12 protein-coding genes are annotated in these 14496 nt (G+C 43.6%); 7 read left to right on the plus strand and 5 right to left on the minus strand.

Annotated elements, in window-relative coordinates:
• The first annotated feature begins 51 nt into the window (after positions 1 to 51).
• From ACL934_RS06480 to ACL934_RS06490, 3 genes are all read left to right on the plus strand, one after another.
• Complete coding sequence (locus ACL934_RS06480) at positions 52 to 2847, plus strand: hypothetical protein (protein ID WP_374078991.1); 2796 nt, start codon at positions 52 to 54, stop codon at positions 2845 to 2847.
• 191 nt (positions 2848 to 3038) lie between these two features.
• On the plus strand, positions 3039 to 3278 hold the full coding sequence (locus ACL934_RS06485) for a hypothetical protein (RefSeq protein WP_374078993.1): 240 nt from the start codon (positions 3039 to 3041) through the stop codon (positions 3276 to 3278).
• Positions 3275 to 3625 carry a type II toxin-antitoxin system PemK/MazF family toxin gene (locus tag ACL934_RS06490; protein WP_374078995.1) on the plus strand — a complete coding sequence of 117 codons (351 nt, stop codon included), beginning with the start codon at positions 3275 to 3277 and terminating at the stop codon, positions 3623 to 3625. Before ACL934_RS06485 ends, ACL934_RS06490 begins: the two co-directional genes overlap by 4 nt.
• A 3-nt stretch (positions 3626 to 3628) precedes the next feature.
• On the opposite strand, the gene ACL934_RS06495 is transcribed toward ACL934_RS06490, so the two are convergent.
• Entirely contained in the window at positions 3629 to 5008 is a 1380-nt protein-coding gene (locus tag ACL934_RS06495) for a S8 family peptidase (protein ID WP_374078997.1), read from the minus strand.
• A 188-nt stretch (positions 5009 to 5196) separates the two neighbouring features.
• Between ACL934_RS06495 and ACL934_RS06500 the strand changes: the two genes are divergently transcribed.
• Together ACL934_RS06500 and ACL934_RS06505 are read left to right on the plus strand one after the other, a co-directional pair.
• Positions 5197 to 5706 carry a hypothetical protein gene (locus ACL934_RS06500; RefSeq protein ID WP_374078999.1) on the plus strand — a complete coding sequence of 170 codons (510 nt, stop codon included), beginning with the start codon at positions 5197 to 5199 and terminating at the stop codon, positions 5704 to 5706.
• Between the two features lie 289 nt (positions 5707 to 5995).
• Positions 5996 to 6997, plus strand: a complete 1002-nt coding sequence (locus tag ACL934_RS06505) for an HNH endonuclease (RefSeq protein WP_374079002.1) — start codon at positions 5996 to 5998, stop codon at positions 6995 to 6997.
• Between the two features lie 104 nt (positions 6998 to 7101).
• Here the strand turns inward: ACL934_RS06505 and ACL934_RS06510 are convergent, their stop codons facing one another.
• From ACL934_RS06510 to clpS, 4 genes are all read right to left on the minus strand, one after another.
• On the minus strand, positions 7102 to 9264 hold the full coding sequence (locus tag ACL934_RS06510; protein ID WP_374079006.1) for a tetratricopeptide repeat protein: 2163 nt from the start codon (positions 9262 to 9264) through the stop codon (positions 7102 to 7104).
• A gap of 48 nt (positions 9265 to 9312) precedes the next feature.
• On the minus strand, positions 9313 to 10209 hold the full coding sequence (gene htpX, locus ACL934_RS06515) for a protease HtpX (RefSeq protein ID WP_374079009.1): 897 nt from the start codon (positions 10207 to 10209) through the stop codon (positions 9313 to 9315).
• Positions 10210 to 10277: 68 nt separating this feature from the next.
• The gene (clpA, locus tag ACL934_RS06520; RefSeq protein ID WP_413613224.1) at positions 10278 to 12605 is read right to left on the minus strand and encodes an ATP-dependent Clp protease ATP-binding subunit ClpA; all 2328 of its coding nucleotides are present in this window, start codon (positions 12603 to 12605) and stop codon (positions 10278 to 10280) included.
• The gene (gene clpS, locus ACL934_RS06525) at positions 12602 to 12946 is read right to left on the minus strand and encodes an ATP-dependent Clp protease adapter ClpS (protein ID WP_374079012.1); all 345 of its coding nucleotides are present in this window, start codon (positions 12944 to 12946) and stop codon (positions 12602 to 12604) included. Before clpS ends, clpA begins: the two co-directional genes overlap by 4 nt.
• 232 nt (positions 12947 to 13178) lie before the next feature.
• Here clpS and ACL934_RS06530 point away from each other — a divergent pair, with 232 nt between their 5' ends.
• Positions 13179 to 13742, plus strand: coding sequence for a type IV pilin protein (locus ACL934_RS06530; RefSeq protein ID WP_374079014.1), 564 nt, complete (start codon positions 13179 to 13181; stop codon positions 13740 to 13742).
• Positions 13726 to 14424 (plus strand): tetratricopeptide repeat protein, encoded by a 699-nt coding sequence (locus ACL934_RS06535; protein ID WP_374079017.1) that lies wholly within the window; start codon positions 13726 to 13728, stop codon positions 14422 to 14424. Before ACL934_RS06530 ends, ACL934_RS06535 begins: the two co-directional genes overlap by 17 nt.
• Positions 14425 to 14496 lie beyond the last annotated feature (72 nt).

A 14496-nucleotide genomic window follows, 5' to 3' on the forward strand; every position in this document is an offset into this window, starting at 1 on the left:
TTGAGGTCGTGATGTGATTTTTAGCAATTACATCAGCAAAGGATCTCAAGAATGTTGACCTGGTCACGCGCCTTCTTAATTCTGTCCTGTTTTTCCGCTTCCGCTGCATTTGCTACTTCAAAAGTTGTTGTTCGTTCGGAAGAAAGCCGTTGGGTGGTTGAAGTTGTCCATCCAAGTTCTGACGGATGGCCTGAAGTTACTTCACGCAAAACTTTTGCGACAAAAGAACAAGCTCAAAATCAAGCGCAGCTTTTTAAATCGCAGGGAGCCGTGATGTCCTCTCTGACCTTCGAGCCTCTTATGGCTTCTGGGAATTTGTGGCCGACAAAAGCAGCTTGGTCTGCAGAATGGGAACAGCGTTACGCGAAGTGGATTGAAACAGAAGTCGATTCGGAGTTCTTCGTTCGTTATAACATTGCGACCGATTGTGCTGACGTGGCGTATTCCCTTCGTTGGATTTTTGCGCGTATCAATGGACTTCCGGCGGCGGCTCGTCTGGGAGGCTCCAATGTTTTGATGTCCAATGAAACAGTTCGTTCAGAGTGGTCAAGACTTCCTACGGCAAGTGAGTGGCATAAAGATCGTCGTTTCCTCGCGGCTTTGAATTATCTATTAGATATGACTTACACGCACACTTTATGGGACGATTCATTTCCCGTAGCTTTAAATCGTGAAGCTTTATTGTCGGGTGCTTATCATTTGAGTTTGCGTGATAACTCAGGTCACACGCAGCTAGTTCACTGGTTGGGTGAAGACAGTGGCGTTCCATTTTTGACTTTGAATTCCACGGTACCGCGCAAAGTTCGCTCTTTGATGGACTCGATGCTTTTTGCTGATTATCCAAAGAATAAAGAGGGTGGATTGCTGCGTTTCCGTTGGGCGGTAAAGACTTCTTCCGGAATGACTTTAAAGCCAGCAACCGAAATGCCGGGATATTCTTTAGAACAGTTTTCTTTTAAATCGCAAAAAGATTTTACCATCGCACTTTTTGAGAAATTAGGATTTTCCGGTGGTGCTGATGCGATTCGTGACTATTTATATAAAGATATTTTAGAGCAGTTCCGTGCGCGCGTTGGAATTGTGGAAGAAGGTTTCACAAAGTGTCAAAAGATTGATTGCAAACCAGGAACAGTGGGATGGGAAGATTGGAGCACTCCTTCCCGTGATTCGCGTATCAAGGGAAAAATCGGCAGCTTGGCTTCTTTGGATTTTCAACCAGCAAATTCTCCGAATAAGTATGCCGATCAGGAAGTCCTTGTCCTTGAAGGTGCATCTTGGCCTTTAAAAGCTATGATTTGGAACTGGAAGAATGATCAGTATGTTTCAGACCCTCGTGAGTCCGTAACCTCTCGCTGGAGCGCGGGAAAAGAAAGTTGGATTCTTTCCCAGAAGAAATTTTTTGCCGGAAAAGTTCAAGAGCGTATTCAGGTTTTGAGTAAGGGTAAAAGTCTTTGCCAAAAACAGAATTGCTCCTTTGGCACAGCGGCTTGGGATGCGACAAGTTCCAATACTGTTGATACGGAGATTGCAAAACGAACGAGTTATATTTTGGGTGGCACACTTGAGTTTCCTGCAGAAGTAGTGGGGCTGATTGAAACCAAAGGAAACGAGACACTGGGAAGTATTGAAGGTGCAGAGATCACTCTGAAGCATCTTATTAAAAATCAAATCAATATGAACTCCTCGGCCATGGCTTCAAAAGAAGAGCAATGGGCTTTGGGAGGAAATCTGGCTTTGATGGCAATGACTTCCTTCAACATGGAACCGTACTTTGATAAATGGATTTTAGAAAAAGACCAATGGCGTTTATTTGACCGCGCTACGGGACTTGAAGTTTCTCTGGGTGGAAAAGTTCTAACAGCCTTTAAGAACTCTCCCGTGGCGTTAGTTGGTTCTGCGGCAGGAGTCGAAGTCGTAAGTTTGAAAACCGGCGCGCGAAATATTTTAACGGCCTCCCTTCAAGCTTCAGATAAATTTATGATGACGACAGAAGGGCGCTTGGTTTCTCAGTCAGAGGGACGGGGAACGCAAGTATGGGAACTTTCTGAGGCGACTTTGTCTTTGAATCTTCTGCAAACACTGCCCGGCGCAAAATGGAAAATGGTGGCAGACAGTTTTCTAGAGGAAGGCAGTCAGCTTTTTGACGTCGCGTATTTGAAGTTTGTCGCGATCTCTATGCAGAACCAAAGCTACTTTTTTTCTAATGAAAAAGTTTTTGGTTATGTAGATAAGGCGACATCGCAAAAAGTTCTTTTGAACCGTGCTTCTGGTGTGACGGCTATTTTACCCACAAAAGACGGAGAGTGGTTGACCTACACGGGAAAAGACGGCGATTTGTTTGTGACAACCAACGCTCGCGAATCGAATGTCTATCGAGTGAATGAAAAATTTGAAGTGGTTTTAGATAAAGTGTTGAAGATGGCTTGCTGGGGTGGTGGAGCCATTGACTATATCGGGTGCTTTCAACAGAACAATGTTCAATTCTATCAATATAAGAATGGGCAGCTAAATCTTGTAGCTTCAGGGGAAAAACTGGCGGGTGTCTCTGATGAGTTTTACACTAAAAAACCAACTCCAGATCAAATGCAGCTTTTTGATCGAAAAACCAACCAACTTCTTATGGTAGCGCCAAGAATTTATATGCTTGAAGGGCCTTATGTGGCAGTGATGACCAGTGTAGAGGGCCGAGCTCACATCGTCGACACTCGTCAGTCCGGGAAGCCCTTGTTCACAAATGTTTTTCCTGCAAAATACGGAGTGCACTCCAAAAATATGAACGGAGATCTTTTGCTGACTTCTTTTAGTGAAGACAGAATGAATTTCCCAGTATTGTGGAAGCGCTACTAGAAGAGTTTGAAAAGGGAAGGGTTTAGAGCCCTTCCTGTTTTCGGACAATATAAGCTCTCAAAATAGCTTATATTAATTCCCAAATTAGGCATGACGCCTGCATTAAATCCAATGAAATCAATTAATTGCCTCCTTATTTTCATTTGATATATTTCCTGATATACTTATGAATATATAAGGAGCTTTTTTTTATGGGCAAGCCACTTATGATTCAGCTGGATGATGATAAGCGAATTGAAGAGTTAAAAAAGAAGACGGGCGCGAAGACAAAGATCGACGTGGTCCGAGCTGCATTAACTCTATTAGAGCATGATGTAAAACGAACTGAGAAAATTCAGCGCTGGCAAAGAGCAGCTATGATTGTCGGCAGATCTGGTCTCGATGTCCTTAAAGACTTTCAGACCAAAGATAGATTTAAGAAGCTCCCATGATCATTCCTGAACGTTGGCATATTTACGTTGTGGATTTAGAGCCACGAGTTGGAACCAAGCCCGGCAAACAGCGTCCGTGTCTATGTATACAGCCGTCAGTATTTTGTGAAGCGGGTTTGGGATCGGCATTGGTTATTCCTTTAACTACGAATGTCTTTGAGGAAGATACTTTTCCTATACGCGTAAGAGTTCCGAAAGGAACTTGCGGTTTGCAGAAAGAAAGTGAAGCTCTTGTGGATCAGATTCTGGCTTGGGATATCAGTCTTTTTAAAAAAGACCTCGGTGAAATTCCCGAGGGTCTTCAAGAATATGTTAAGGCTGCTATTAAAGATTTTCTAGATTTGTAGGGTTTAAAACCCTTCCGATCCTTGTTTTGTACCTAGTTTTGTCGGACGAGGCTTCGTGCCGATAGCATCAATCAAAGATTTACCGAAGTGGCTCATCTCTTTAGCCGTAGGATCAACACCGTCGTCGATTGTCGGTTTTGAATTGGTGTCATTCGGATCTACTGTGAACTTTAAATTTTGTGGATTTAGAGCTACGCCGCCAGAGGACGACACACCTTGATCCAGAATCGTGAGAGCTTTATAGAGATTCAACTGACGAGACGTTCGGGTTTTTGAAGCAAGCTGCGTTTGCGCATCACCTGTAGCCAAGATGTACTTTTTCACGTCTTCAGCTTTAAAAGACTGTTTATGAGCCATCACCAGAGCCGCAGCACCTGTTACGAAAGCTGTCGCTTGCGAAGTTCCCGTCATATAACCGTAAGAGTTCGCAGGAAGGCAGGACAAGATGTTTTGTCCTGGAGCTGCGATATCTACTGTTTCAACGCCGTAGTTAGATGAAGCCAAAACTTGAATAGACGGATCAATCGCCGTGACAGAAATAATATTGCTAAGTTTGTAATCAGCCGGGTAGTAGTGATGTTGGTCTGAGTTCGATCTTTCATTTCCAGCGGCTGCAACAAAAAGAATTCCTTTTTTCTGGGCTTCCGCGATTGCATCGTGCTCTTCTTGAGAGAACTCTGTTCCGCCACCGGAATAGTTGATGATGTTAGCACCCATTCTTACGGCGTAACGAATAGCGGCCACGGTATTCTTAAGATTGTCTGTGCCCGGAACTTTCGGATCGTAATACTTAAGGATCATCAAGCTGACTTCTGGAGCGATACCTGTAATACCTTTTCCGTTTCCAGCTTCAGAGCCGATGATACCTGCGATATGAGTTCCATGTCCGTGGTTGTCGTCGAGTTTAGGATTGTTGCTAACAAAGTTCCAACCATAGACGTCATCGACAAATCCATTGCCATCGTCATCGATACCGTTAGTCGCCTTGTCGCGGCCTTGAGCATCTTTTCCTGTCTCGCCAGGATTTCTCCAAAGATTTCCAGCTAAGTCTTCGTGCTTCACATCAATACCAGTGTCGATCACGGCAACAACGATATCACGGCTGCCTTTCGTCACAGACCATGCGCGAGCGGCGTCGGATTTTTTCAAACCCCAAGCTTGGCTGATAGCAGGGTCGTTGAAGAGGGCGCTCGGCTCATCTTCGACTTTGTCTGTTTTTGATGTGATGAAAGAGTTTTCAAAAAGACGGTTGCTATCTTTTTTACTGGAACTCTGAGTACGTGAAGGGGATGACGATTCTGTTGAATAGAGATAAATCCCTAAACCGCCAAAGAAAACCAAACCGACACAAGCTGCTGCAACCCACACTTTGCGAGAAAACATGAATTCCCCTTTTCAACACCTTCTCTTATCGGTGTTTAGGAGATGTTTCATAATAGTCTTTCTTGTTTTTCACGAACTCGGAGGCCCTTAGTCCTGTATCAAAATGAGATTTGCAGGCGGATAATGAGAATGAAATCGATAAAGGCTCTCACCTTAAAGCAGGAGGGCCTAGTTCCGAAGAGATGAATATGAAAAAGTTTATCATCATTTCTTTTAGCGTTGTTGTTGTAGCGGCCTGCGGTCAGAAAAGCGGGACGGGATCTTTGGACCTAGGAAGTCTAAGTGAAGACTTTAGTTATCACGCTCAAAGTGAGAGTTTGCAAACGGGTGAGTTCAGTTACGCTCGTGTTGATTTAAAAGCGAACGGTGATTTTGAGCAATCAGAGGCCTTGTGGACGACAGCACCAAATACGGGAACAAAATGTTCTTTAAAAGGAACTTGGACAGTGCCAGTGACGGATGTTGAAAGCACAACGGGGAATGAGCTGGTTGTCAATGTGACTGAAGTCAACGGTGTGGTTCTAGGGACTCCCGTTGAAAAGCGCTATGACCTCAGTGAGCTAAGCGCAGATTCACTAAAGCTTCGATTTTCAAGTGGCGGGGATGTGGTGGATATGACGAACATCGACTACGTCACGTTCTCTGAGTATTCATCAGTCAGCGCAGGGCTCACCGATGATACTTTCTGCAATCGTTAAAATTACTTCTACATTTCTTAGACATCCCTACGAGGGCGCTTCGCGTTGAATTAATTTTGTAATAAAATTTCTCTTGTTGGGTATTTCGTACTTCCTATTTCTTTATGTGCGATATGATCACCTGCAATTCTCGAAGCTTCTCCAGTCGGAATTTATTTCTTCATAGTGAAGCTATTAGCGTGTTTTAGGTATTATTTCTGTGATAACTCCAAACTCGCTTTTCCCTCTGAAAAACTCCAAAAATATCAACGAAAAATTCATGATATAAGTTCTCTTAACGGAGGCTGTGATGATTGATTTAAAAGAGCTGTCAAATGACGATTTGGTTTTGAGAATGGAAAAATTGGTTCGTACAGAAAGAAAAATCACTCACCTGGTTTTACTTCATATTGCTGAAATTGAGAGTCGTAAGATCTATGCAGAAATGGGATACGATGGAATGTACTCATATCTTACTCGTGGCCTTGGCTATTCGGAAGGGTCTGCATATCGTCGTTTGCAATCTGCTCGCTTGCTAAAAAAAGTGCCATCTATCTCAGAAAAGATTGAAGACGGAAGTATCAACCTTACTCAGTTGACGCAAGTTCAGAAATGCATCAAAGAAAATACAAAGAGTGGCAAAAGCGTTTCTGTTGAAAAAGCAATCGACGTTTTACAGAAATTAGAGAACAAAAATTCTTTTGAAACGCAAAAGACTTTGGCATTGGAAATGAATCTTCCAGTGCAATCTCATGAGAAAATCAAACCTCAGTCTGATGACTCAATTCGTCTTGAAGTCACTCTCACAGAGGAACAATTTCGTGAACTAGAAAAAGCTAAGAATTTACTTTCTCATATCTGCCCCGATGGGTCTTGGGCGGAAGTGATTTCAACGCTGGCAAAGAAATTTAATCAGCAAAAGCTAAAAGGAAGAGCTAATAATCTGAAAGAAAAATCTAAGAAAGTTGACGAGCAAACCAACTCAACTCAGATTGTCATCGCTGCGAGGGATGTCGTCGCGAATTCAAACTCGTGCGGAACCGTCCCTGTTCGACGAAAGTATATTTCAATATATACTAAACGTTTCCTTTTAAATAAAGCTGATCATTGCTGTGAGTATCGGAACCCCGATACGGGAAAAAGATGTTCGTCAAAGTATTTGCTTGAAGTAGATCACGTTCATCCTGTTGCTTTAGGTGGTACAAATGAAATTAATAATCTTAGAGTTCTTTGTCGCACTCACAATGCTCTTGCGGCCCAAAAGGTCGGTTTGACATCCAGGCAGACTAGAGCCGAGATTGAAGGGAAGTAAGGTGAACTGGGATGAGGCGTTTCCAAAAGACGCTTCCTAACTCGCGCCGAAAAGAAATGGCGCGAGTGGGGTATGAAAAGTTGCATACTGTGATCTTAGAATAACTAATTTTTCAAAGCGAGAAGCTCTTCAGGGAATGGAGTGCTTTTCTCCGTATTCAGAAGTCTTTGATAGAAGACATAGTTTCTCATTACAAGTTTGATGTAAGCGCGAGTTTCCTCATAAGGAACTTCTTCGATAAATTCGACAGAATCAACTCGGTAACGAGTTTTCAACCATCCACGAATGGCGCTGTCGTTGGCATTGTAGCCTGAAACGGCGAGGATGAATTGGTTGTTGTACTTCTTCATCAACGTTTTCAGCTCAAATGCGCCCAAAGGAATATTGATTTCAGGCTTAAACAAATCCAAAGCTTCGCTGTATTCCAAAGAGTTTTGCTTCGCTAACTGTTTTGCCACACTTGGCAGAAGTTGCATCAAACCAAAAGCGTCCACGGGACTTCTTGCTTCGGGATTGAATGCAGATTCTTGGCGAATGATCGAGAAAATAAACTCTTGAGGAACACCACTTTTTTCAGAAGCATTGGCGATCACATCACCAAAAGCTTGTGGGAATAAAAGATCCGGATGGTCGTTCAGCAATCTGTCTTTCACTTCTGGTTGTAAAGCACCGATCGTTGAGAAGAGCGGCAGGTACAATCCTGTGCGCGCATAACCAGACGACATCGCAAGCCATGTGTCTTCCGAAGTGACATTGCGTTTTCTTAGATCTTCAGCGGCACTGTTAAGAACTTTTTCTGCAAAAGGTTTTTCGTTGATAGCAATAAGCCACTCTGTTGTCAGACGTGTTTGAGCATCAAGTTCGCCCACACCTAAAAGACTTAGCCCTTCAAGTTCCTTGTGATCAATTTTCAAAGGCGGGAAGCTTTGCTTTTGTTCGCGAACGGCAATAACACCGTAATAACCCAGCGGATCTTCTTTGATAAGAGATTGAAGTTCCGCCGTAGCTTCTGCGTTTTGATTGAGCTTCTCAAATGAACGAGCCAACCAGAAACGAGCGCGGGCTTTGTCGGCAGGATCTTTTACAAGTTCTTTCATTTGTTGGAAGCTGTTGCGTGCATCTTCCCATTTTTCCAATTTGTAGTAGTTCCAAGATTTCAACCACGCGATTTTATCACGAAGACCAGGAAGACTGACGGGTTGTTGGTAACTAGCTTCAAAGTATTCAAGAGCTTTTGTGAAGTTGCCTTTTTCTTCCTCGATGCGACCTAAGATAAAATAAACTTCATCCATAGGGTAAAGGCCACGCAATAGACGGTGAGTCTCGTTAAGAACTTTCACCGCTTGTGAAGTTTGATCTTCCGTCCACAAAGTTTTAGCAAAAAGAACTTGAGCATCATGATAACGAGCGACCGCTCTGCGGTCTTTTTTATTTTTCTGGAATTGTTTTTTTGCCCAATTCACAAGATCCGCCGTCGCATTGATGTAGTCGCTGCGATGTTGAGCTACTTTGTGAGTCTGACGAATGTTTTTCAACGCCTGGAAGCTGTCATCAGTGGACGCTTCTTTAGAACTTAAGATTTTCTTATAAGTTTTAAGGGCACTATCAAATTCACGATGAAAACGATAATCCGACGCCACGGAACTCAGTTCGCGGAAAGTTGGCAGCGGATTTAAACGTGGAGAATTTTTATAGAGCTGAGCTTGGATTTGCAGAACATCGTCTTTAAGTTCCAACTTTTGCGCCGTGAGAAGTGCTTTAAGATAAAGCTCCTCTTTGTTTTTCTTGTTGCTTTCAAGGCGGGCCTTTTCAAGATAAGCCGTAAGATCATCACGCAAATCTTCAGTTTCCAAAGCCTCTTTCAATTTAATATCAACATAGAGGTCGCGATACCAAGGAGCCACGTTACCTGGAAGTTCGGCAAGTTTTTCTTTTTCAGAACAAACTTCATAAGCGCGCAAAAGAGCCAGATCGTGCAAAGGGAAATCATGCTCTGTGGAAAGACTTTTAAAGCCTTCGCAGGATTCTGTCGGAGCTTTTTCTTTTTTCGCCAATGCGATAGTATAAGTTTTCCACCAGCGAATATTGTCTTCCTTAGCTCCAACTTCGAGTTTTTCAAGATCTGAAAGGGGAGCCGTTTTCCATTTACTTAAGAAATTCGGAATAGGCGGTGTTAAGCGCTTATCAATGCGCGTATCAAGACGAGAGGTTGTTGTACAACCCATCAAAACTGAGAAAAAAGAAAGAGCGATAATTATTCGAGGCATAGCCTGTCTAGGCTACGCCCTTTTGAAGTAAAGAACAACCTTTGAGGTTTACAGACGGCCCGTTTGTAGAGCTTTGATGCGCACTTCAAGCGGTGGGTGCGTCATGAATAATTTCGCAATACCACCTTTGTCACGGTTGGAGATCATCAAAGTCGCTGTTTGACCTTCCTCCGGAGGAATTGGCAAATCGTAAACTGATTTAAGCTTCTGAAGAGCCGCAACCATGTTTTCACGAGAAGAGTACTTAGCTCCGCCAGCGTCAGCACGGAATTCACGACGACGTGAGAAGTAGTTCACAACGATAGAGCCGAGCAATGTAAACGCGATATCGCCTAGGATCGTAACGGCAAAGCGCACGATTTCGCGGAATTTTTCGTCCACGTTGGAAGCCACAAGGTTTGCCAAGATACGAGAGAAGAACATCGCAAACGCATTCACAATACCTTGGATCAAAGTCATTGTAACCATGTCACCATTAGCGATATGGGCCACTTCATGGGCCAAAACGCCTTCGACTTCTTTGTCGTTCATTCTCTGCAAAAGTCCTGTTGAAACAGCCACAAGGGATTTATTTTTAGTAGGACCTGTTGCGAACGCGTTGATGTCCACAGATTCGTAAATACCAACTTCAGGCATTTTAGAAATTTGCGCACGACGAGCAAGTTCATGAACTTTCATCACAAGAGCACGAAGCTCCGGATTTGGATTGTTAGGTTCAATAACTTTTACGCCATGGAACATTTTCGCCATCCACTTTGACATCAACAAAGAGATGAATGCACCACCCATACCCCAAACCAAGCAGAAGGCCATGAGGAACGGAATGTAAGAGTTAAGGCCTGCAAGACCTAGGAATCGGCTCACCAAAGACCAGACGATACCGATGGTAACGATCACAAGAACGTTAGTTAAGATGAATAAGCCAATACGTTTTAAAAATGCCATTTAAGACCACTCCTTTTAGAGTCCTCATTAATAATGATAACTCTAAAAGGAATGTCAATGCTATCACATCACGTCGTGACGGGTTGTTTTTGATTCTTTTGACCAGTGCCGTTAGGGGTGGTGCTAAAATGGAACTTGAGAATATCTTTTTCCAGTTCCACATTGACACGTCCACCGTCGACAAGGCGTCCAAAAAGAAGTTCGTCGACCAGAGCTTTTTTCAGATGCTCATCCACACAGCGAGCCAATGGGCGCGCTCCGTAAACTTTGTCGTAGCCTTTTTTCATTAGCCACTTAATTACATCTTGAGAAACATTGAGTTCCACTTTTTTCTCAAGAAGAACCATCTTAAGCTCATCCACAAATTTCTGAGTGATTTTGAGCACCATATCTTCCGACAAATCGCGGAAAGAAACGACGGCATCCAAACGGTTGATAAACTCTGGAGAGAAAGCTTTTTTGATCGCATCCATAGAAAGCGAACTGCGGTTTTCTTCCACCATGCTGATCGTACCACGCGAAGTTTCTAAGGCTCCGGCGTTAGACGTCATCACAAGAATGACATTTTTGAAATCAGCCACACGTCCGTTGCTGTCGGTGAGGCGACCGGCATCCATGACTTGCAACAAAACATTTGTCACATCAGGATGGGCTTTTTCAATCTCATCCAGCAAAAGAACACTGTAAGGATGTTTGGTTACGGCCTCAGTGAGCAAACCACCTTCTTCGTAACCCACGTATCCCGGAGGTGCTCCGACTAAGCGAGCGACGGCATGTTTTTCCATGTACTCACTCATATCAAAGCGTTCAAAATGAACACCCATGATCTGAGCAAGCTGACGGCAAACTTCTGTTTTACCGACCCCCGTAGGGCCGGTGAAGAGGAAGCTTCCGATTGGTTTGTTAGGACGACCTAAACCACTTCGTGCAAACTTAATGTTGGCAACGAGGCGGTCAATGGCTTCATCTTGACCGAAGATAAGAGCTTTTAGTTTCTTATCCAAATCTTTAAGCTGTGTTTTTTCAGTCGAAGAAATACTTGCAATCGGTAGACCCGTCATTTTTGCAATGACTTCTTCGATTTCTGGAGAATCAATTTTAATATCTTCCGCATTTTCATATTTCAAACGGAAGTGAGCTCCTGCTTCGTCCAAAACGTCGATGGCTTTATCCGGAAGAAGTTTTCCGTGAATATGTTTTTGCGAAAGTTCCACAGCCGAGCGTAAAGCTTCGTCAGTGAATTTCACTTCATGGAACTCTTCATAAGATTTGCGCAGACCTTTTAGGATTTTTACGCAATCTTCTTTTGAAGGTTCGTTGACATCAATTTTTTGAAAGCGGCGATTGAGAGCGCGGTCTTTTTCAAAATACTGACGGTATTCACTGTGAGTTGTTGAACCGATGCAGCTAATGTCACCACTCGCAAGAGCTGGTTTCAAAAGATTGGAAGCATCCATAGAGCCACCACTGGTGGCTCCGGCTCCGACAATGGTGTGAATCTCATCGATAAAAAGAATAGCGCCGGGACGTTTTGCGATGTCTTTGACAACAGCTTTAAGGCGTCCTTCGAAATCTCCACGGAATTTAGTACCGGCAAGCAAGCCCCCTAAATCCAAAGAGTAGATCACGGCATTTTTTAATTTTTCAGGAACATTTCCTTGCACGATTTTTTGCGCAAGTCCCTCGGCGATGGCTGTTTTGCCAACACCGGGCTCACCAATCAGCAAAGGATTGTTTTTCGTACGACGGCAAAGAACCTGGATAGTTCTATCAAGAACATCTTCTCGCCCAATAAGTGGATCTAATTTTCCTTGTTTTGCTTTGTCGTTCAAGTTCACACAGAAACTTTCAAGAGGGGAGCCGCGACCTTCTTCGTAGCCTTCTCCCTGATACTCGCTAGGGCGAGGGGAGGCTGCTGGAGGAATGTCGTGTTCTTTTCCGTCCTTCGTAATTCCGTGAGAAATGTAATTAATGATATCAAATTGAGTAAGACCTTGTCGCGCCAATGCAAATGTCGCGTGAGAATCTTGTTCATAAAATAACGAAACCAACAAACTTCCTTCGCTGATCTGATTGCGTCCCGCACTTTTCATTTGAATGGCAGCACGCTGAATCAATCGATGGCAGGCGAGAGTGAACTCTGGCGTCCACGACTCAAACCCTCCATAGGAAGAAAGTTGATCATCGGTGATTTGAGGAATGCCCACTTTTAAATGGTCGCGCAGATCCTGGCGAAGTTTCTGCACATTGACTGCGCAGGCTTCCAGAATCTCAACCATCACCGGAGACTCGGTGAGGACTAAGAGTATATGTTCTAGCGTCACAAACTCATGATGGTGGCGCTTGGCTAGTTCCGTCGCTTCTGCGAGCTTGCGCTCAAGTTCACGGCTCATCATGTTTCCTCCTCCAGTGTACTTTTCAGGGGATACTGATTGAGTTGCGCGAACTGGTTGACTTGCATCACTTTCATCTCGGCAATCTCAAGACTGTAGACCCCGGCGACACCTGCACCCTTCTTATGTACATCTAACATAACTTGTGTTGCTTGCTCTTCTGTTTTTGCAAAAAATCGACGCAATACAAGGACCACGAAATCCATCGGAGTGTAGTCGTCGTTCAGTAGAATCACCTTGTACATCTTCGGTGTGTCTAGTTTTGGGACGATCTGGACGCCCGCTTCTCCCTCTGGATTCGAGAATGGATAGTTGCTGTTGTTATTATTGTTATTATCACCCATATGCTTTTATTCTACCTTATGACTCAAAATGAGCACTCTTTCGTCTTTGGCAAGTCTAGGCTCTTGAGAAAAGCTGTAGAAAAGTCGAGAATAGAATATAAACCCAAGTGTGTTCGTAGTACGTGAATGGGGAATAGTTTGGGTTCATATTTCCAGCACTCTCTTGCATTCACGATTTAATTTTGACACACTTATGTGGGTAAACAGAAAAAAAGAACCATGGAGGTCTTTAATGTCTTTTTCATCTAGAAAATCTCAGCGCGGTTTCTCGCTCGTTGAGTTGATGGTCGTTGTGGCGATCATTGGGGTGTTGGCGTCGATTGCGATTCCATCAATCAATAAATATATGGCGAAAGCTCGTCAGTCCGAGGCGAAAACGAACTTGTCTTCGTTGTATACTGCTGAAAAGTCATTTATTGCGGAATACAATACATATACTGGAGGTTTTCAAGTTTTTGGTTTTCTTCCAGAAGGACAGTTGCGTTACAACGTGGGCTTTACGGCTGAAGGCGTGAACTGTGCAACAGTGAGAGCATCATATGGGTATACGGCACCATGTCCGGCCGCTGTTCAAACAAATACAAATGCGTACTGCGCTGCGAATAATACTAGATGTACGCAGTTGGCGGATGGATTGAATAACAACGGTACTCTTACTGGAGTAGGCAATCCAACTACGAATGCATTCACGGCGATTGCATCGGGTCGTATTAGAAATAGTACCAACGGTGCTATCGACAGATGGTCTATCAACGAAACTAAAAACTTAGTAAATACCAATGATGGTACTCAATAGTATCAGATTTTATTATATAGTAAGAAAAAGAGTCCCAAGCATTTTGCTTGGGATTCTTGCTTTAGTGCTGCTTGCAACATCTCAGTCCCACGTCGATGGGAATAGTTTTCGGCCCACTAATTTTGTAGCTCCTCCGCCTCTTATTGAAAGATTTAGTTTTGGATTTCATGAATCGATCGCGGATGCGCTTTGGATTCGTACTCTTCAAGATTTTGACTACTGTGAACAAAAAATAGCGGAGAATGTTTGTAAAAATGAGTCATGGCTTTTTAAAATGCTTGATGCTGTGACGACTCTTTCTCCTAACTTTCGTATGCCATATGCTGCTGGGGCATTGGCGCTAACAATCATAATTTCAGATATAGATGGTGCCACCAAGATCTTTGATAAAGGTGTTGCTGCCTTTCCAAACGATTGGGCGATTCTCTATCGAGCTGCATATCATTATCTTTATGAGGTTAAAGACAAGAAAAGGGCCGCAGAGCTTTTAGTACGGGCTGCGCAAAATGGTGCACCTCCTTGGCTTTATTCTCTTGCTGGGCGTCTGTATTCGGATTCAGGTCATCTTGAGTTAGCGGAGTCTCTTCTTCAAGATATGATTCGAAACAATCAGGAGCCGGGGCTCATCAAACGCCTCCAAGACAAAATCAACTCCATGAAAAACGCTCCTAAATCCAAATAGAAGCATTGCGTCCAACTCGAGAATCACTAAAATTTCCAAGGAAGCATTGACGGATACTCCGTCGTCACCATA

The organism is Bdellovibrio sp. HCB-110 (assembly GCF_047323225.1).
Taxonomy (GTDB): Bacteria; Bdellovibrionota; Bdellovibrionia; order Bdellovibrionales; family Bdellovibrionaceae; genus Bdellovibrio.